Here is a 19,570-nt window from a genome sequence, read left to right on the forward strand (position 1 = left end):
ACAGTTTATCTGTTGTACTTACACCACGATCTGTGGTGCAATTTTGTTCCTAACCAATAATAGAATACAGAGCAAGTCGTGACACCTTTCGCCAGCGCCATCTTAGAATGGTATGACGCTTATGGAAGAAAAGATCTTCCATGGCAACAACACAAAACCGCTTATAGTGTTTGGTTGTCTGAAATTATGCTTCAGCAAACCCAAGTCACTACCGTGATCCCATATTACCAGCGTTTTTTACAGCGCTTCCCGACCGTGGTCGATCTTGCCAATGCCGAGCAAGATGAAGTGCTGCACCTATGGACTGGCTTGGGCTATTACGCACGCGCTCGTAACCTTCATAAAGCGGCAAGAGAGGTCGCCCATAAATACAATGGTGAGTTTCCCTTAGACCTAGAGCAAATGAATGCTCTACCGGGGATTGGCCGTTCCACCGCTGCTGCAGTCTTGTCATCGGTCTACAAACAGCCTCACGCCATATTAGATGGGAATGTGAAGCGAACACTCTCACGCTGCTTTGCTGTTGATGGTTGGCCGGGACAAAAGAAAGTTGAAAATAAACTGTGGGAAATAGCAGAAGCGCATACACCACAAACCGATGTCGACAAATACAATCAAGCCATGATGGACATGGGCGCAATGATGTGTACCCGCAGCAAACCAAAATGTACATTGTGTCCGGTCAGCGATCTTTGTGTAGCAAAGAAACAAGGCAATGTACTTGATTATCCCGGTAAGAAGCCGAAGAAAGACAAGCCCGTGAAGCAAACTCGTTTCGTCATGCTTCATTACAAAAATGAAAATGGCCATGAAGTGTGGCTAGAACAAAGACCACAAACAGGTATTTGGGGCGGGTTATTTTGTTTCCCGCAAACCGAGCATATCGATGTTGAAAGCGATATTGAATTGCTGCTAGAACAACGTGGTATTCCAGCCTGCGATATTAAACATCAAGAGACACTAATTACATTCCGCCATACTTTCAGTCATTATCATCTCGATATCACTCCGATTTTGATTGACCTGTCAAAGCAACCCAATGTGGTAATGGAAGGTAACAAAGGTCTTTGGTATAACTTATCTAAACCTGAAGAAGTCGGTTTGGCTGCACCAGTAAAACTACTACTGGAAGCAGTACCCCACGAACTTCGTTAATTAATTGCAAGGAGTCATTATGAGCCGCACTGTTTTTTGTGCTCGACTAAAAAAAGAAGGCGAAGGTTTAGACTTTCAACTTTACCCTGGTGAACTAGGTAAACGTATTTTTGACAATATTTCGAAAGAAGCGTGGGCTCAGTGGCAACACAAACAAACGATGTTGATCAACGAGAAAAAGCTCAACATGATGGATCCAGAGCATCGCAAACTGATCGAAACCGAAATGGTGAACTTCCTTTTTGAAGGTAAAGAGGTTCATATTGAAGGTTACACGCCACCAAGCGAATAAGATAAATTTGTTTTAAAACAATGACATCACAACACCAATTGTGGTGTCATTTTTATATGCAGACTCAAAAACTTCTATCATCATGAAAAAACTAGCCCTTATTGCAGTCGCGGTGTTAATGACAGGCTGCAGTCGTGAGTTTATTGAAAACATCTACGACGTGGACTACGAACCAACGAATCGGTTTGCCACTAACCTCGCGGAACTGCCAGGACAATTTGAAAAAGACACCGGAGCTCTGGATGCACTCATCCGCAGTTTTTCCGGCAATATTGAAAAGCGTTGGGGCCAACGTGAAGTTAAGGTGGCGGGTAAAAGTAATTACGTAAAGTACATTGATAACTACTTGAGTCGAGCGGAAGTGGATTTTCAAAAGGGGATGATAACCATTGAAACGGTTTCCCCTACAGAACCGCAAAAACATTTAAAAAACGCCATTATTACTACCCTATTGACGCCAGACGATCCGGCAAATGTTGATTTGTTTTCTTCTAAAGAGATCACGTTGGAAGGGCAACCATTTCTCTACAACCAAGTTGTAGACCAAGACAAAAAACCGATCCAATGGTCTTGGCGCGCAAATCGATTTGCTGACTACCTGATAGCGAATAACGTCAAAACAAAAGATGTCGATTTCAAAAAAGCGTATTACGTAGAAATACCCATGGTCGAAGACCACTTCTCGCAACGCAGCTACCAATATTCAGAGATTGTTCGTAGAGCCTCAACAAAATACGACATTCCTGAAGATCTCATTTACGCCATCATAAAAACGGAAAGTAGTTTCAATCCTTACGCGGTAAGTTGGGCTAACGCTTATGGGCTGATGCAAGTTGTGCCAACAACCGCTGGTAGAGATGTGTTTAAACTGGTCAAAAACAAACCAGGACAACCAAGCCCAGAATACTTATTTAATCCAGAAAACAATATTGATGCTGGGACAGCTTACTTTTACATTCTCAAAAATCGTTATTTGAAAGATGTTCGCCATCCAACCTCGTTAGAGTACAGCATGATTTCCGCATACAATGGTGGAACTGGTGGTGTTTTGAACACATTTAACCGTTCAGATCGAAAACGCGCGATGAACGATCTAAATTCTTTACAACCAAATCAAGTTTATTGGGCGCTCACAAATAAACACCCAAAAGCGGAAGCTCGTAGATACCTAGAAAAAGTTACAAATTTCAAAAAGGAATTTAACGCCAATCAAACTTTGTAGCAGCACTTGGACAAAAAGCACTCGAACAACCACTTTTTTGAAATTATTTAAAAAAAGTGGTTGACGAAATGCAGGAAAATCCGTTTAATAGCGCTCCGTTGCCCGGATAGCTCAGTCGGTAGAGCAGAGGATTGAAAATCCTCGTGTCGGTGGTTCGATTCCGCCTCCGGGCACCACGAATTAAAAGTCGTTGGTGCGAAGCACGAATGACAAATTGCAAAGAATATAATGTGCCGACTTAGCTCAGTAGGTAGAGCAACTGACTTGTAATCAGTAGGTCACCAGTTCGATTCCGGTAGTCGGCACCATTCTTTTGCCTCGATAGCTCAGTCGGTAGAGCAGAGGATTGAAAATCCTCGTGTCGGTGGTTCGATTCCGCCTCGAGGCACCACTTTTGGTGCGCTTGCTTAAGCAAGACACAAAACAGGATAGTTCCTCCTTAGCTCAGTTGGTAGAGCGACGGACTGTTAATCCGCAGGTCGCTGGTTCGAGCCCAGCAGGAGGAGCCACTTTCTAGAGTTTCATCTCGATGAGATTCTGAAAAATGAAGAGTTTATCTCTTCTAAAAAAGCATTATTGCTTAAAAAGAATATCGTGTGCCGACTTAGCTCAGTAGGTAGAGCAACTGACTTGTAATCAGTAGGTCACCAGTTCGATTCCGGTAGTCGGCACCATTCTTTTGCCTCGATAGCTCAGTCGGTAGAGCAGAGGATTGAAAATCCTCGTGTCGGTGGTTCGATTCCGCCTCGAGGCACCATTTTTGGTGCGTTTGCTTGATTTTAAATAATCGGCAAGACACAAACAGAATAGTTCCTCCTTAGCTCAGTTGGTAGAGCGACGGACTGTTAATCCGCAGGTCGCTGGTTCGAGCCCAGCAGGAGGAGCCACATTAAAAAGCCAAGTCTTAGGACTTGGCTTTTTTCTTTTCAGCTGCTTTCTACTTCCCTGCTCATTCCGCCCAATACTCAGATTCAGAATCCACTCTTATCCCGTTACTTACACTTATTTCACGATAAAAATTTAGGCTAAATCATAATTTCACCGGTTCAACGCCAACACCCCTGTACAAAGATCACCAGAAGAATTTATTATTAGCCTCTTTAAATATACAGTATGACGTTTCTATTATTGTGAGCCTACTATGAAACTAAAAACTCAAGCTTATTTCTTATCTGCAATCATATTGATTGCTCTACTTGCTCTGACGGCATCAGGACTTTGGACTCTTCGAGTTGCAAGCAATCTTGATAACAAAGCTCGAGTAACAGAACTATTTAAAAGTGCTTACAGCATTCTGACCGAAGTGGAAAAAATGGCCATCGAGGGCAAAATGTCAGAAAGCGAAGCTAAGGCCCTGGCAACTCGACTATTGAGAAATAATCTCTATAAAGATAACGAATATGTTTATGTTGCCGATGAAAATATGATGTTTATTGCCGCGCCACTTGATCCTCAACTGCACGGTACAAGCTTTCATGATTTCCGAGATGGAAATGGTAATAGCGTCGGTCAATTGATAGTCGATGTATTGGGCCATAGAACAGGTCAAATCGTTGAATACACTTGGACGCAGCAGTTACCAAACGGCACGATTGAAGAAAAGCACTCTATCGCAGAGAAGACGCCTCATTGGGGATGGGTTGTTGGTACAGGTATTGGATTTAATGAGGTAAACGCTCGCTTTTGGTCAACTGCGCAGTGGCAACTCGCATTATGTTTGGCGATCGCAGGGGCAATTTTGGGTGGTTTGATCATTTCTATTCGCAAAATGCTCAACCTTCTTGGCGGTGAACCAAATGACGTACGAAAAGCGGTACAAGCCGTAGCACAAGGCAATATCCAAATCACATTTGATACCGTTGCACCAAAAGGCAGTATCTACGACGCAGTACAGGATATGAGTCAATCTCTGGCTAAAATGGTCACTAACTTGGAAAGTTCAATGCATGATCTTCGATCTGAACTGTCAGCGGTAGAATCGCGCTCCAATTCAATTGCAGAGCTAACCATGTCTCAACAACAATCCACTGCAATGATCGCAACAGCAATGACAGAAATGGCATCTTCTGCAAATCACGTTGCTACCTCTGCAAGTGATACGGCAAACAATACCGACGAAGCTGACAAACAGAGCCAACACACACAATCTCTCATTCACAGCACCGTTGACAATATCCAAGGTTTAGCAACGCAACTTAATACGGCCAGCCAAGCGGTTGCAGATCTGGATCAAGACGTAAACAGCATCGTTAAGGTTCTTGATGTGATCGGCGATATTGCCGAACAAACAAACCTCCTAGCGCTAAACGCAGCAATCGAGGCTGCACGAGCGGGCGAACAAGGCCGTGGATTTGCTGTTGTCGCTGATGAGGTACGTAACCTCGCAGGCCGCACACAAGACAGTACAAAAGAAATCCAGCTAATGATTGCCAATCTGCAAGACGGTTCACGTAATGCGATTCAGACCATGGAGATCTGTGCTGAGACGAGTGAAAGCACTGTGGCAGAATCTATGAATGCGTCAGAGGCGCTTCAGCAAATTGTTACGGCACTTGAGTCTATATCTGAAATGAGCCAACAAATTGCAACCGCAGCAGCAGAACAAACACAAGTAAGTGATGACATTGCACATCGCATTAACTTAATCGAAGAGAGTGGTTGTCAATTAAACTTGGTCGTAAATGAGAGTCAAACAAGTACACAAACCCTATCCGCTTTAGCAAATGAACTTGAAGGTTGGGTGAAGAAGTTCTCAGTAAAGAACTAGTTTAATCCCATTTAGTTAGACAAGAGCACGTTTTAGGACGTGCTCCTTTCATTTTAGACACCATTAACCGTATTAGGATTTATCATTCTGGTGTGCCTAAAAGCTTAAAATATGGTGTACGACTATATTAAAATGCATAAAAACACCCCACTCCGAGCACAATTTCATCAAACGATATTTTATTTTAAATTTATTGTTGACCTAGAGACCGAAAAGCCTTTTAATACACCTCGTCGCCCGGATAGCTCAGTCGGTAGAGCAGAGGATTGAAAATCCTCGTGTCGGTGGTTCGATTCCGCCTCCGGGCACCACAATTTCTAGTTGTTGGTGCTTAGCACGAACGACAATAAAGAATACAATGTGCCGACTTAGCTCAGTAGGTAGAGCAACTGACTTGTAATCAGTAGGTCACCAGTTCGATTCCGGTAGTCGGCACCATTTATTCAGTGCGCTTGATTAGTTTTAAACTACTTTTAAGAAAGCACAAACAGGATAGTTCCTCCTTAGCTCAGTTGGTAGAGCGACGGACTGTTAATCCGCAGGTCGCTGGTTCGAGCCCAGCAGGAGGAGCCACTTTTAATTGATAAGATAAGATCTTATTGATTCGGCGCCGACTTAGCTCAGTAGGTAGAGCAACTGACTTGTAATCAGTAGGTCACCAGTTCGATTCCGGTAGTCGGCACCATTTATTCAGTGCACTTGATTAGTTTTAAACTATTTTTAAGAAAGCACAAACAGGATAGTTCCTCCTTAGCTCAGTTGGTAGAGCGACGGACTGTTAATCCGCAGGTCGCTGGTTCGAGCCCAGCAGGAGGAGCCACTTTCGAAAAGCCGTATCATTTGATACGGCTTTTTTCGCTCTAAAAGAACGGGTCTTTATCACTTTTCACAAAATCAGCAATTCAATCAGCCCTAATATGAGAGAAGCCAGACTGACATCTCGCTCCCTCTTATCCTTTTATGGGTTATAACTATTAATAGGTTATAGCTATGGGCATAAAAGCACTAATTTATCCCACCGAGACAAACATACTTAGTCTCTAAGTATTCATCCATACCTTGCTTTGCTCCCTCACGCCCTATCCCTGACTCTTTAATGCCTCCAAAGGGAGCGACTTCAGTAGATATAATCCCCTCATTAACACCAACCATGCCATAGTCTAAACATTCACTGAATTTGATAATACGTTTCAAGCTATCTGTGTAGAAGTAACACGCTAATCCATACTCCGTATCATTTGCCATTGCGAGAACTTGTTCATCATTCTCAAACGTAATGATGGGTAAGACAGGTCCAAATAACTCCTGCTGAACAATCGCCATGTCTTGTTCGACATTGTCGAGTAAAACAGGTTCCATAAAGCGCCCAGGCAGCTTTTGAGGCTGGTTAATGATGACAGCCCCCTCTTGCACTGCCTGATCGATATTTGCCTCTAGGCGATGCTTAGAAGCCATCGTGATAACCGGACCAAGTGTGATTGTTGGTTCCTGTCCATTACCGACCTGTAATGCAGATACTTTGTCTAATAGGACTGCAACAAATTCATCTTTAATGCTCTCGTGTACATATAATCTGTTGGTGCATACACACGTTTGTCCTGCATTGCGAAATTTAGATGCAATCAATCCATTTGTGGCACCTTCTATATCTGCATCATCAAAAACAATAAAAGGGGCATTTCCGCCAAGCTCCATAGAGACGGCCTTTACGGTATCACTCGCTTGCTTTAATAAGATTTTCCCAACACGAGTCGACCCAGTGAAAGATATTTTCTTGATTCTTGGATCGGTACTCAGTATCTGACCGAATTCCGCCGCTTGCTCAGAGATAACCAAAGATAATAACGCTTTAGGAATACCTGCTTGATGAGCTAAATCCACAACAGCAAGAGCCGTTAGTGGCGTTAATTCTGATGGCTTTACGATCATTCCGCAGCCTGCAGCAAGAGCAGGAGCCGCTTTTCTAGTGATCATAGCAATAGGAAAATTCCATGGCGTAATCGCCGCACAAACACCTACAGGCTGTTTAATCGTAGACAAGCGTCTATCCATAGATGTTGCCGGAATAACCTCTCCATAAGCGCGCTTAGCCTCTTCTGCGAACCATTCCACAAAGGATGCACCATATGCGACCTCTCCACGGCTTTCTGCGAGCGGTTTCCCCTGCTCCAACGTGATAATAGTAGCGATATCTTCAGCGTGCTCTACAAGCAACTGAAACCAGCTTTTGAGTATCTGAGATCGTTGTTTCGCTGCCAACTTCGACCACTCTTGTTGTGCTGTTCTGCATTGTTCAATCTGTTCATCCAGCTCCGTTAGCAAACTTGGCTCTAAGCGAATCAGCGTCTCCTCTGTCGCAGGGTTAATGACTGCGATCCCCTCTGGTGAGGACAGGCTTTCAAATAATTTTTTTAATTTTGTACTACGTAATAGCTGGATCATTAGTTTGCACTCCAAAACAGACTGTTCTTAGAGTAGCCCTCACACCCAATAAGAGTAAAGCAAACATAGTTTACTGATGTGTGCTCATCAGTTTGTCTGTTCTTTGCCTCTCCTAAATCACGTTTTCAGACGTATTTCCAAAATATCGTAGTAACAAACGCTCGATATGATAAAGACTTAGTATTGCTTCAATAACGTACGTTTAAGGTTTTGCTTCAACAAATAGGAGAAAGGCTGGAGGACTGAAGATCGTCAGGGCTTCGTCTGAATAAATGGCGGAGCGGCCGGGCTTGCGTTCAAGCGGGACTCGTTGGTCGAAGACCAAGTTTATGCATATACGAAAAAGCCCCAGCATTTCTGCTAGGGCTTCGTCTGAATAAATGGCGGAGCGGACGGGACTCGAACCCGCGACCCCCGGCGTGACAGGCCGGTATTCTAACCAACTGAACTACCGCTCCGCAATGGTTAGACTCTGGAGTCTAAATAAGAACCTGGCGATGTCCTACTCTCACATGGGGAAGCCCCACACTACCATCGGCGCTACTTCGTTTCACTTCTGAGTTCGGAATGGAAATCAGGTGGGTCCAAAGTGCTATGGTCGCCAAGTAAAATTCTGTTTGTGAATGGTGCTGATACCCAGAATCGAACTGGGGACCTCATCCTTACCAAGGATGCGCTCTACCGACTGAGCCATATCAGCATCAAATGTCCTTCTCGGACCAAAACCCCGTACTATTGACCGGATCTTTTTAATTAAAGCCTGGCGATGTCCTACTCTCACATGGGGAAACCCCACACTACCATCGGCGCTATTTCGTTTCACTTCTGAGTTCGGAATGGAAATCAGGTGGGTCCAAAATGCTATGGTCGCCAAGCAAATTCTTTAATCTGGAAAGCTGTTTTTGTGTTCTCTACACAATCAAGTCTGTTCTTGCTTTGAGTCCATCAAAACCCTTTGGGTGTTGTATGGTTAAGCCTCACGGGCAATTAGTATCAGTTAGCTCAATGCCTCACAGCACTTACACACCTGACCTATCAACGTCGTAGTCTCCGACAACCCTTTAGGATACTTAAAGTATCAGGGAGAACTCATCTCAAGGCTCGCTTCCCGCTTAGATGCTTTCAGCGGTTATCGATTCCGAACTTAGCTACCGGGCAATGCGTCTGGCGACACAACCCGAACACCAGAGGTTCGTCCACTCCGGTCCTCTCGTACTAGGAGCAGCCCCTTTCAATTCTCCAACGCCCACGGCAGATAGGGACCGAACTGTCTCACGACGTTCTAAACCCAGCTCGCGTACCACTTTAAATGGCGAACAGCCATACCCTTGGGACCGACTTCAGCCCCAGGATGTGATGAGCCGACATCGAGGTGCCAAACACCGCCGTCGATATGAACTCTTGGGCGGTATCAGCCTGTTATCCCCGGAGTACCTTTTATCCGTTGAGCGATGGCCCTTCCATTCAGAACCACCGGATCACTATGACCTGCTTTCGCACCTGCTCGAATTGTCATTCTCGCAGTCAAGCGGGCTTATGCCATTGCACTAACCTCACGATGTCCAACCGTGATTAGCCCACCTTCGTGCTCCTCCGTTACTCTTTGGGAGGAGACCGCCCCAGTCAAACTACCCACCAGGCACTGTCCGCAACCCCGATAAGGGGTCGACGTTAGAACATCAACACTACAAGGGTGGTATTTCAAGGACGGCTCCACAGATACTAGCGTACCTGCTTCAAAGCCTCCCACCTATCCTACACATGTAGGGTCAATGTTCAGTGCCAAGCTGTAGTAAAGGTTCACGGGGTCTTTCCGTCTAGCCGCGGGTACACTGCATCTTCACAGCGATTTCAATTTCACTGAGTCTCGGGTGGAGACAGCGTGGCCATCATTACGCCATTCGTGCAGGTCGGAACTTACCCGACAAGGAATTTCGCTACCTTAGGACCGTTATAGTTACGGCCGCCGTTTACCGGGGCTTCGATCAAGAGCTTCGACCGAAGTCTAACCCCATCAATTAACCTTCCGGCACCGGGCAGGCGTCACACCGTATACGTCATCTTACGATTTTGCACAGTGCTGTGTTTTTAATAAACAGTTGCAGCCACCTGGTATCTGCGACTCTCGTCAGCTCCATCCGCAAGGGACTTCACCATCAAGAGCGTACCTTCTCCCGAAGTTACGGTACCATTTTGCCTAGTTCCTTCACCCGAGTTCTCTCAAGCGCCTTGGTATTCTCTACCCGACCACCTGTGTCGGTTTGGGGTACGATTCCTTACAATCTGAAGCTTAGAGGCTTTTCCTGGAAGCATGGCATCAATGACTTCACTACCGTAGTAGCTCGACGTCGTGTCTCAGCCTTAAAAAGAGCCGGATTTACCTAACTCTTAAGCCTACGCACTTGAACCTGGACAACCGTCGCCAGGCCCACCTAGCCTTCTCCGTCCCCCCATCGCAATTGTAAGAAGTACGGGAATATTAACCCGTTTCCCATCGACTACGCCTTTCGGCCTCGCCTTAGGGGTCGACTTACCCTGCCCCGATTAACGTTGGACAGGAACCCTTGGTCTTCCGGCGAGGAGGTTTTTCACCCCCTTTATCGTTACTCATGTCAGCATTCGCACTTCTGATACCTCCAGCATGCTTTACAACACACCTTCAACGGCTTACAGAACGCTCCCCTACCCAATGAAGTAAACTTCATTGCCGCAGCTTCGGTTTATTACTTAGCCCCGTTACATCTTCCGCGCAGGCCGACTCGACCAGTGAGCTATTACGCTTTCTTTAAATGATGGCTGCTTCTAAGCCAACATCCTGGCTGTCTGAGCCTTCCCACATCGTTTCCCACTTAGTAATAATTTGGGACCTTAGCTGGCGGTCTGGGTTGTTTCCCTCTCCACGACGGACGTTAGCACCCGCCGTGTGTCTCCCGGATAGTACTTACTGGTATTCGGAGTTTGCAAAGGGTTGGTAAGTCGGGATGACCCCCTAGCCTTAACAGTGCTCTACCCCCAGTAGTATTCGTCCGAGGCGCTACCTAAATAGCTTTCGGGGAGAACCAGCTATCTCCAGGTTTGATTGGCCTTTCACCCCTAGCCACAAGTCATCCGCTAATTTTTCAACATTAGTCGGTTCGGTCCTCCAATTGATGTTACTCAATCTTCAACCTGCCCATGGCTAGATCACCTGGTTTCGGGTCTATATCCAGAGACTGAACGCCCAGTTAAGACTCGGTTTCCCTACGGCTCCCCTAGATGGTTAACCTTGCCACTGAATATAAGTCGCTGACCCATTATACAAAAGGTACGCAGTCACAGGACGCAATGCCTGCTCCTACTGCTTGTACGTACACGGTTTCAGGTTCTATTTCACTCCCCTCACAGGGGTTCTTTTCGCCTTTCCCTCACGGTACTGGTTCACTATCGGTCAGTCAGTAGTATTTAGCCTTGGAGGATGGTCCCCCCATATTCAGACAGGATATCACGTGTCCCGCCCTACTCGATTTCACTGAATGTGCGTTGTCGACTACGGGGCTATCACCCTGTATCGCCGGACTTTCCAGACCGTTCGTCTAACGCATATAAAGCTTAAGGGCTAGTCCAATTTCGCTCGCCGCTACTTTCGGAATCTCGGTTGATTTCTTTTCCTCGGGGTACTTAGATGTTTCAGTTCCCCCGGTTCGCCTCATTAACCTATGAATTCAGTTAATGATACTAGCTTATGCTAGTGGGTTTCCCCATTCAGAAATCCCAGACTCAAATGGTTGTTACTACCTAATCTGGGCTTATCGCAAGTTACTACGTCTTTCATCGCCTCTGACTGCCAAGGCATCCACCGTGTACGCTTAGTCACTTAACCATACAACCCCAAAGAGTTTCAGAAGAAATCTTGAGTTTGTTGTTTAAACAACCAAAGTTGCTATCTCATTATTTGAATGAGCGAGATAGCTATCGATTTTGCCGGACTCAAATATGTTTTGCTTTCGCAAAACCCAAGAACACTTGAATGTGTTTTTGTGTATTCATCGAAATGAATACTTTGAGAACTTTACAAACAAACGCTTATCTATTTAAGACAAGATTTGTTTTGTCAGCTTTCCAAATTGTTAAAGAGCAATAATAGCTCGAAGCTTTCGCTTCAAAACCATCAATCTGTGTGGACACTCATCGAGACTCATTTGTCTTCACTTTTAAAAAGTGAAAGCAAACTATCCGTTTCGTATAAGGAGGTGATCCAGCGCCAGGTTCCCCTAGCGCTACCTTGTTACGACTTCACCCCAGTCATGAACCACAAAGTGGTAAGCGTCCTCCTCGAAAGGTTAAACTACCTACTTCTTTTGCAGCCCACTCCCATGGTGTGACGGGCGGTGTGTACAAGGCCCGGGAACGTATTCACCGTGGCATTCTGATCCACGATTACTAGCGATTCCGACTTCATGGAGTCGAGTTGCAGACTCCAATCCGGACTACGACGCACTTTTTGGGATTCGCTCACTTTCGCAAGTTGGCTGCCCTCTGTATGCGCCATTGTAGCACGTGTGTAGCCCTACTCGTAAGGGCCATGATGACTTGACGTCGTCCCCACCTTCCTCCGGTTTATCACCGGCAGTCTCCCTGGAGTTCCCGACATTACTCGCTGGCAAACAAGGATAAGGGTTGCGCTCGTTGCGGGACTTAACCCAACATTTCACAACACGAGCTGACGACAGCCATGCAGCACCTGTCTCAGAGTTCCCGAAGGCACACCTGTATCTCTACTGGCTTCTCTGGATGTCAAGAGTAGGTAAGGTTCTTCGCGTTGCATCGAATTAAACCACATGCTCCACCGCTTGTGCGGGCCCCCGTCAATTCATTTGAGTTTTAATCTTGCGACCGTACTCCCCAGGCGGTCTACTTAACGCGTTAGCTCCGAAAGCCACGGCTCAAGGCCACAACCTCCAAGTAGACATCGTTTACGGCGTGGACTACCAGGGTATCTAATCCTGTTTGCTCCCCACGCTTTCGCATCTGAGTGTCAGTATCTGTCCAGGGGGCCGCCTTCGCCACCGGTATTCCTTCAGATCTCTACGCATTTCACCGCTACACCTGAAATTCTACCCCCCTCTACAGTACTCTAGTCTGCCAGTTTCAAATGCAATTCCGAGGTTGAGCCCCGGGCTTTCACATCTGACTTAACAAACCACCTGCATGCGCTTTACGCCCAGTAATTCCGATTAACGCTCGCACCCTCCGTATTACCGCGGCTGCTGGCACGGAGTTAGCCGGTGCTTCTTCTGTAGGTAACGTCAAATCCATACGCTATTAACGCATGAACCTTCCTCCCTACTGAAAGTGCTTTACAACCCGAAGGCCTTCTTCACACACGCGGCATGGCTGCATCAGGCTTGCGCCCATTGTGCAATATTCCCCACTGCTGCCTCCCGTAGGAGTCTGGACCGTGTCTCAGTTCCAGTGTGGCTGATCATCCTCTCAGACCAGCTAGGGATCGTCGCCTTGGTGAGCCCTTACCTCACCAACTAGCTAATCCCACCTAGGCATATCCTGACGCGAGAGGCCCGAAGGTCCCCCTCTTTGGCCCGTAGGCATCATGCGGTATTAGCCATCGTTTCCAATGGTTATCCCCCACATCAGGGCAATTTCCTAGGCATTACTCACCCGTCCGCCGCTCGCCGCCCAACAAATCCTCCGAAGATTCAATGTTGTCGCTGCCGCTCGACTTGCATGTGTTAGGCCTGCCGCCAGCGTTCAATCTGAGCCATGATCAAACTCTTCAATTTAAGATTTTGTTCGACTCAATGAATACTGAACATTCCTTTCGCTAATAAATAGCAGAAGTAATGTTTGAATTGACTGTGCTGAATCTTTCGATTCAATGGTCACTTCGTTTCATTGAAATCTAATTTGAAGCCGAAGCTTCTAATTTTGGATTATCATCAACGAGTGCCCACACAGATTGATAGGTTCTTATTTTTAAAGAGCTTGCTTTGATTGAAAACTTTCTCTCAAAGCGGAGGTGCATTCTAACGAGATAATTGAGAGTAGCAAGTACTTTTTCAATTTATTTTCTCAGAAGATTTTTACCTCTCCGACATTGCTGAAGCCTTATCGCGTCTGCTGTGTCGGTGGATGCGCATTATAGGGAGTTACTTTTCTTTGGCAATACTAAATATGCATTTTTTCCCAAAAAAAGCATCAACCGAACACTTTGCATCCAACAAGAAGAAAAGAGCAAAATAACACTCAGGGTTTACACAGATTATTCACAAAAATCTGTGGGTAACTATTCGTCACTATCAAAAAAATACGATATTCGAGAGCGTGGATTAATGTACTCTTTTACTTTATCTGGGAGTTTCGACGGATGAATCGCCTTAACTATCTTAATATCTTTGGATGCAAGCTCAATAATCGGTGCTTGAGTGCGCGGTACCGTCGGGTCGTACACCAATACATTGGGATATAACAAATGGGAGTCGTTTACCGAGATCACCAAGCCAATCATGTTATTTGAAAGTTGAACCACCGTTCCAGGCGGGAATACCCCCATAAACTTGATTAAAATATTGAGGTTTTCTTCTTTATATAGATGTTTGCAATTCTTATAGAGATGAGAGAGCGCGGTGTAAGGAATTTTCTGTTCCGCGACAACTGGCGTATGGCACAAGTTGTCAAATGCATTAGCAACCATGATCACCTGAGTCAATTCACAGATCGCATCTCCTTTTAATCCCTCTGGATAACCTGAACCATCATTTAACTCGTGATGCTGAGCAATAACGGTTTTTGCACTATCCGGAAAGCAGTCAATCTCATGAGCGATGTCTAAGCCATACTTTGTATGTAACTTGAGGTAGTTACTTTCAGGTTCGGTCAATGGCTGTTGTTTTCTCAATATCGCAGTGGGAATCTTAATTTTCCCCATATCATGAAATAGCGCAGCAAAAGACAGAGCTTTCAGCTTCTCAGCTGAATAGCCTTTTGCTCTGCCAATCATCATAGCGATGACCGCAACATTAAGAGAATGAAAGTAAACATCTTCAAATTCATTCTTACCATTCATAAGGTGCAGCGTGACATTGTCGTCAGACATCAACTTATCAACAATGTCATCGATTAACTGCTTAGCTTCATCTACAGCATCAATCGGACGATTACGTATTTTCATCATCACCGCTCGCATACGTGCAAGCGAGCGCTCAAACTCTTTTTCGCACTTAATCACACGACGACGATAAGCATTGAGTTTTTCAATACGATTTTGCTTTTCTTGCCATAACTTTTGAGCTTCGAGATCGAGCGATTCATCTGTAGAAACATCTTCCTGTGGTTGGTTTACAGGTAAAGGCGATGCGTCACTTTGCTCTGGGTTAAAGTAGACAAACTTAATGCCAAGATGACGGATCATTTCTACTTGTTGATGATCTTTAATTTTAAAGCTATTCAGTAAGAAAGGATGATCATTCCATTTTAGAGGAAGACGAATATGTAAGCCGGGTTGTATCCGGTCCACTGTCAGTTTTAATGAAGCCACTGTATTAACAAGATTCTCGTTATAATTCTCAGCTCAGAATGTTAGTGAATTCATTAAACTAAATCATCTACTGGAAGACGATTAATGCTCTCTCTGTGCTTCCTATCAAAGAACCAAAAAATTAGGCCACAAAACTTGTGGCCTAGAATGCGCAATATGTAACGAGAAGAGCAATAAAGGAGATGAAACATACTCTTTGCTATTTCAACTCATCCAATTCCTCATTATTGCTCTTTTGCCTTTGTAAACCCGCCGTACAAATCCAAACGCCTGTGACGTAAATTTGTGACAGAACCCTCTGTGTTCAGTTGTTTTAACTTGGTTAAGTCGACATCGGCAAAAATGATCATTTCTGTATTCGCATTTGCTTCTGTTAACGTTGCATCATGCGGAAAGTAAATGTCAGATGGAGAAAATACTGCTGACTGCGCATATTGAATATCTACATTGTCCACCCGAGGCAAATTACCAACACTTCCACCAATCGCGACATAACACTCATTCTCTATCGCTCGAGCTTGAGAACAAAGACGGACGCGTTGATAACCATTTTTCGTGTCCGTCCAAAAAGGAACAAAGATGATCTGAACGTCTTGCTCCGCCATCATTCGACCGAGCTCTGGGAACTCACTGTCATAGCAGATCAAAATACCGATTTTACCTGCGTCCGTTTCAAAGACTTGTACTTGATTACCACCATCAATCACCCAGTCTTTTTCTTCATGCGGTGTAATATGGATTTTGTACTGAGCATTAATTTGACCATCTCTCTGTAATAGATAAGCAACATTAAATAGCTTCCCATCTTCAATTACGGGCATACTTCCGGCAACAATATTGATGTTGTAGGTCACAGCCATCTGAGAAAAGCGTCGTTTTATCTCGTCACTAAAACTCGCCAAAAAGCGAATTGCTTCTACTGAGTTTTGGTCTTTTTGCAGTCCCATAAGTGGCGCATTAAAAAATTCAGGGAACAAGGCAAAGTCCGCTTTGTAATTGGCGAGCGATGATATAAAAAACTCGGCCTGCTCTAGAAGATCGTCCAAATCATTCATGGCTCGCATTTGCCATTGGACAACGCCAATACGAACGAGGGTCTTTTCGACATCATGGATTGATTCGATATCTTCTTCATAAAAGAAATTATCCCACTCCAATAAGGTGGCATAACCTTTTGATGCATCGTCCTCTGGCAGGTATCCACGCATGATACGTTTGACATCAAAGCCATTCGCTAATTGAAAAGAGAGAATAGGATCATGCAGTTCACGGCGTTTTACTTTATCGATGTAATCAGCGACGGAAAACTCGTCAGAATATTTGTGGTAATTGGGAATACGTCCACCAGCTAAAATTGCTTTGAAGTTTTTACTTCGGCACAACTCTTTACGTGCATCATAAAGCCGTCGCCCTAAACGAAGCCCTCGATAATCAGGGTGAACAAACACATCAAGTCCGTACATTGCATCGCCCGTCACTTGGTTCTGAATAACGTTGTTTTCCGTGATGATGTCTGTATATAAATGAGGAAGCGAAAAACGGTTGTAATCAACTTTTATCGTCAGTGCCGCGCCCACAATTTTCCCATTGTCTTCAATGCAAATCTGCCCGTCTGGAAACTGGTGAATCAGGTCCATAATCGTCATTCGAGGCCAAGAACCTCCAACATCGTGAAATACAAGATCCATTAATTCGGCAAGCTCTGAGTAATCTACCGCTTCAATCGTTCGTAGAGAGAGTTTGGGCGTGTTGCTGTCCATTTTAGATATTCCATTATTCATTCAGTAGTGCATGAACGAGAATGTCACAAAAGGAAGAAATCAGATATATAAGATCATCACATATATGAATTTATAGTGTGACGGCTCACCACTAAACATTTCAAAATTCTTCATTTAATGCCAAATATCAGATAAAACACAAAAACGAAAGAAAGTGAAAGAAAATAATGGATATGTCATGCATAAAAAAATTTACTCTTTATTGATAGTAGCCTCTGTTGCTACAACAGCAACCGCATCTGAAAACACATCTCAATACTGGCAAAACTATTTAGCGAGCAGAAACGCCAATAGCGATCTCATTGATGTTAACAAATACGAGCTAGATGGATTGATTCCACCTAATTTTTCGTATGCAGGCTACCAGACAGGGGCTACCCCCTTACCTCAAAATATTGACCCTAGCTATAAGGTATTCAACATACTCGATTTTGGGGCCATTGCTAACGACAACGTAAGCGATAAACCTGCTTTTCAACGTATGGCAAAAGCCGTTTCAGAGTATGTCAAAAACGGGACAAATGGCGCGATCTTTTATGTTCCAAAAGGACGTTACATAATCAATTCAGACTCTGACAATCAACTAATTGATAAAAAAGATAAACAACAAATCACTCACCATCAAACCATCCGAATTATTGGCAGCAACATCGTAATAAAGGGCGATGGTACCGACAAAACCATTCTTGTCATGAAAGATCATTTATTTCCAGAATCAGAAAGTAAGATGTGGTCAACGCCTTACCTAGTTCAAGTTGGAGGGGATAAATCTAAATTTAAAACCGCCACTACGACAAAGGTAGTGAAAGACGCAATTCGAGGCAGTAGTTTTGATGTATATGTGGCCGATGCAAGTACCTTTAATGTGGGAGACTATGTTGAACTTGAGGGCAACATTTCTAATCAGGAACGAATAAAAGAAGCGATTGATCCTTATAAATTTGAACGAAACAAACAAGGAAAACCACTTTGGGCCGCTCTTGCAGCCAATCTACGCAAACTCGAAAAGCACCGGATTATCGCGATCAATGGCAATCGAATGACCTTTGATGTACCTATTGCCCATAACATCATCGCTCAAGACACATGGACCGTATCAAAAATAAACCCTGCGGCTAATATTGGTATCCAAGATTTAAGTTTTGAGGGTGCTTGGAATGGCGATTTTATCCATCACAAAAATGCTATTCACGACAGTGGTTATAGTTTTCTCCGATTATCGCTTGCTGTAGATAGCTGGATTAAAAACGTGAAAATCACGAACTTTAGCCAAGGCATACAGGTAGCTAACTCATTCAACACCACGGTGCAAGACATCACCTTAACGGGTAACCCAGGCCATTTAGCGCTGTCCATTTTATACGGGAACCACAATCTAATTAAGGATGTGAATGATTCGGCTCATACATGGCATGCTCCAGGTTTATCAAAGTTTTCTACCCACAATGTCATTTTGCGTAGCCAATATTCGCCAAAGATGGGGCTAGATTTGCATGGTGCTCAATCTATGGATAATTTATTTGACAATGTGAGAGGTGGATTTGTAAAAGGACATTGGGGAGCCGCTGTGCAGAACCAACCAAATCACCTGAAAGGCTTATATCTGTGGAATGCTGAAAACTTGGGGGAGTCGAACAAAGATCTCTACTTTATGTCCAGTGATGGCAAATACGGTAAATTAATCATGCCGCACTTAATTGGTTTACATGGCAATCCTTTACAGGTGCAATCCCAACGAGAATACATGCAGGCTGCAACGCAAAAGCAATGGGCGGAATACAAACACTTACCTGCACCAAATGTTGCACAAGCATATATCGAGTCAAACGGTAAGCGAGTGTTTCCAGAATCACTGTATGAAGCGCAACTAGACCACAGGCTATCTCTAAAAGAAAAGTAATTATAACGCGTCACAAACAACAAAGCCTCGGGCTGTACCGAGGCTTTGTTCTATCTTGTTTTTTTCTATGAAGAGACCGTGCATTTTCTAATTAAAACAATGCCTTTACACCACTAAATAGCATCATTAACCCACTGACTAAAAAGAAAACACCTTTCAGCACATGCCACATTTTTCCAGATACTGATTTGTTACTCAGTACGGTAGCAAAGCTAACAACGCCAATAAGCGAACAAAGAATCCCCCACATAAAATCATCTATCATGGGAGTGAAGATCACTGCATCATGTATGCCTTCTGTGATGAAGTTATACCCTACTACGCTCACAAAGCCGAGAAGCCCAATAAGTACGATAAATTTAATGAATAGCTGTCTGTTACTTGTCATTTTGTGCTCGACTAAAGGCTACTTCACATTAGCCATCAATATTATTCAATCTGAGTATAAGGAAAGAACAACGAGATTTTTATTAGAGCAGA

Annotated in this window: 9 protein-coding genes, 14 tRNA genes and 4 rRNA genes; 17 read left to right on the forward strand and 10 right to left on the reverse strand. The window is 44.4% G+C overall.

The annotated features are described in order from the left end of the window. Positions 1 to 78 precede the first annotated feature (78 nt). The 16 genes from mutY to VA249_RS12310 all read left to right on the forward strand — a co-directional run bounded on the left by mutY (position 79) and on the right by VA249_RS12310 (position 6,256). A complete protein-coding gene (gene mutY, locus VA249_RS12235; RefSeq protein WP_221068153.1) occupies positions 79 to 1,155 on the forward strand; it encodes an A/G-specific adenine glycosylase in 1,077 nt (358 codons plus the stop codon). A gap of 19 nt (positions 1,156 to 1,174) precedes the next feature. Further along, a complete protein-coding gene (locus VA249_RS12240; RefSeq protein ID WP_128810126.1) occupies positions 1,175 to 1,447 on the forward strand; it encodes an oxidative damage protection protein in 273 nt (90 codons plus the stop codon). Positions 1,448 to 1,529: 82 nt separating this feature from the next. Further along, positions 1,530 to 2,669 carry a membrane-bound lytic murein transglycosylase MltC gene (gene mltC, locus VA249_RS12245; RefSeq protein WP_221068154.1) on the forward strand — a complete coding sequence of 380 codons (1,140 nt, stop codon included), beginning with the start codon at positions 1,530 to 1,532 and terminating at the stop codon, positions 2,667 to 2,669. Positions 2,670 to 2,769: 100 nt separating this feature from the next. After that, positions 2,770 to 2,845: transfer RNA gene (locus VA249_RS12250), tRNA-Phe, on the forward strand. A gap of 56 nt (positions 2,846 to 2,901) precedes the next feature. Next, positions 2,902 to 2,977, forward strand: a tRNA-Thr gene (locus tag VA249_RS12255). Positions 2,978 to 2,984: 7 nt separating this feature from the next. Further along, a tRNA-Phe gene (locus VA249_RS12260) sits at positions 2,985 to 3,060 on the forward strand. A gap of 42 nt (positions 3,061 to 3,102) precedes the next feature. Continuing rightward, positions 3,103 to 3,178 (forward strand) — tRNA-Asn (locus VA249_RS12265). An 89-nt stretch (positions 3,179 to 3,267) separates the two neighbouring features. After that, positions 3,268 to 3,343, forward strand: a tRNA-Thr gene (locus tag VA249_RS12270). Between the two features lie 7 nt (positions 3,344 to 3,350). Further along, positions 3,351 to 3,426, forward strand: a tRNA-Phe gene (locus tag VA249_RS12275). Between the two features lie 54 nt (positions 3,427 to 3,480). Beyond that, positions 3,481 to 3,556, forward strand: a tRNA-Asn gene (locus tag VA249_RS12280). A gap of 254 nt (positions 3,557 to 3,810) precedes the next feature. Then, a complete protein-coding gene (locus VA249_RS12285; RefSeq protein ID WP_221068155.1) occupies positions 3,811 to 5,436 on the forward strand; it encodes a methyl-accepting chemotaxis protein in 1,626 nt (541 codons plus the stop codon). Positions 5,437 to 5,671: 235 nt separating this feature from the next. Beyond that, positions 5,672 to 5,747, forward strand: a tRNA-Phe gene (locus tag VA249_RS12290). Between the two features lie 51 nt (positions 5,748 to 5,798). Then, positions 5,799 to 5,874, forward strand: a tRNA-Thr gene (locus tag VA249_RS12295). 59 nt (positions 5,875 to 5,933) lie between these two features. Then, positions 5,934 to 6,009: transfer RNA gene (locus VA249_RS12300), tRNA-Asn, on the forward strand. Positions 6,010 to 6,045: 36 nt separating this feature from the next. Further along, a tRNA-Thr gene (locus VA249_RS12305) sits at positions 6,046 to 6,121 on the forward strand. Positions 6,122 to 6,180: 59 nt separating this feature from the next. Beyond that, positions 6,181 to 6,256: transfer RNA gene (locus VA249_RS12310), tRNA-Asn, on the forward strand. Positions 6,257 to 6,441: 185 nt separating this feature from the next. On the opposite strand, the gene VA249_RS12315 is transcribed toward VA249_RS12310, so the two are convergent. The 9 genes from VA249_RS12315 to VA249_RS12355 form a co-directional block, all read right to left on the reverse strand. Then, positions 6,442 to 7,878, reverse strand: a complete 1,437-nt coding sequence (locus VA249_RS12315; RefSeq protein WP_221068156.1) for an NAD-dependent succinate-semialdehyde dehydrogenase — start codon at positions 7,876 to 7,878, stop codon at positions 6,442 to 6,444. Positions 7,879 to 8,259: 381 nt separating this feature from the next. Then, a tRNA-Asp gene (locus VA249_RS12320) sits at positions 8,260 to 8,336 on the reverse strand. 31 nt (positions 8,337 to 8,367) lie between these two features. Beyond that, positions 8,368 to 8,484, reverse strand: a 5S ribosomal RNA gene (rrf, locus tag VA249_RS12325). 18 nt (positions 8,485 to 8,502) lie between these two features. Then, a tRNA-Thr gene (locus VA249_RS12330) sits at positions 8,503 to 8,578 on the reverse strand. A 58-nt stretch (positions 8,579 to 8,636) separates the two neighbouring features. Then, a 5S ribosomal RNA gene (rrf, locus tag VA249_RS12335) occupies positions 8,637 to 8,753 on the reverse strand. A gap of 91 nt (positions 8,754 to 8,844) precedes the next feature. Next, positions 8,845 to 11,737 (reverse strand): 23S ribosomal RNA (locus VA249_RS12340). Positions 11,738 to 12,100: 363 nt separating this feature from the next. Further along, positions 12,101 to 13,655: ribosomal RNA gene (locus VA249_RS12345) — 16S ribosomal RNA — on the reverse strand. Together the 16S, 23S and 5S rRNA genes with 2 tRNA genes alongside form the textbook arrangement of a ribosomal RNA operon. 503 nt (positions 13,656 to 14,158) lie before the next feature. Further along, entirely contained in the window at positions 14,159 to 15,409 is a 1,251-nt protein-coding gene (locus VA249_RS12350; RefSeq protein WP_221068157.1) for a cyclic di-GMP phosphodiesterase, read from the reverse strand. 224 nt (positions 15,410 to 15,633) lie between these two features. Further along, positions 15,634 to 17,169, reverse strand: a complete 1,536-nt coding sequence (locus VA249_RS12355) for a bifunctional GNAT family N-acetyltransferase/carbon-nitrogen hydrolase family protein (protein WP_221068158.1) — start codon at positions 17,167 to 17,169, stop codon at positions 15,634 to 15,636. 199 nt (positions 17,170 to 17,368) lie between these two features. On the opposite strand from VA249_RS12355, the gene VA249_RS12360 reads away from it, so the two are divergent. Continuing rightward, positions 17,369 to 19,090 (forward strand): DUF4955 domain-containing protein, encoded by a 1,722-nt coding sequence (locus tag VA249_RS12360; RefSeq protein ID WP_221068159.1) that lies wholly within the window; start codon positions 17,369 to 17,371, stop codon positions 19,088 to 19,090. A 91-nt stretch (positions 19,091 to 19,181) separates the two neighbouring features. Here the strand turns inward: VA249_RS12360 and VA249_RS12365 are convergent, their stop codons facing one another. Further along, on the reverse strand, positions 19,182 to 19,478 hold the full coding sequence (locus tag VA249_RS12365) for a hypothetical protein (protein WP_221068160.1): 297 nt from the start codon (positions 19,476 to 19,478) through the stop codon (positions 19,182 to 19,184). Between the last annotated feature and the right edge of the window lie 92 nt (positions 19,479 to 19,570).

Origin of the sequence: Vibrio alfacsensis, from assembly GCF_019670485.1 — a bacterium.
GTDB classification, from domain to species: Bacteria; Pseudomonadota; Gammaproteobacteria; order Enterobacterales; family Vibrionaceae; genus Vibrio; species Vibrio alfacsensis.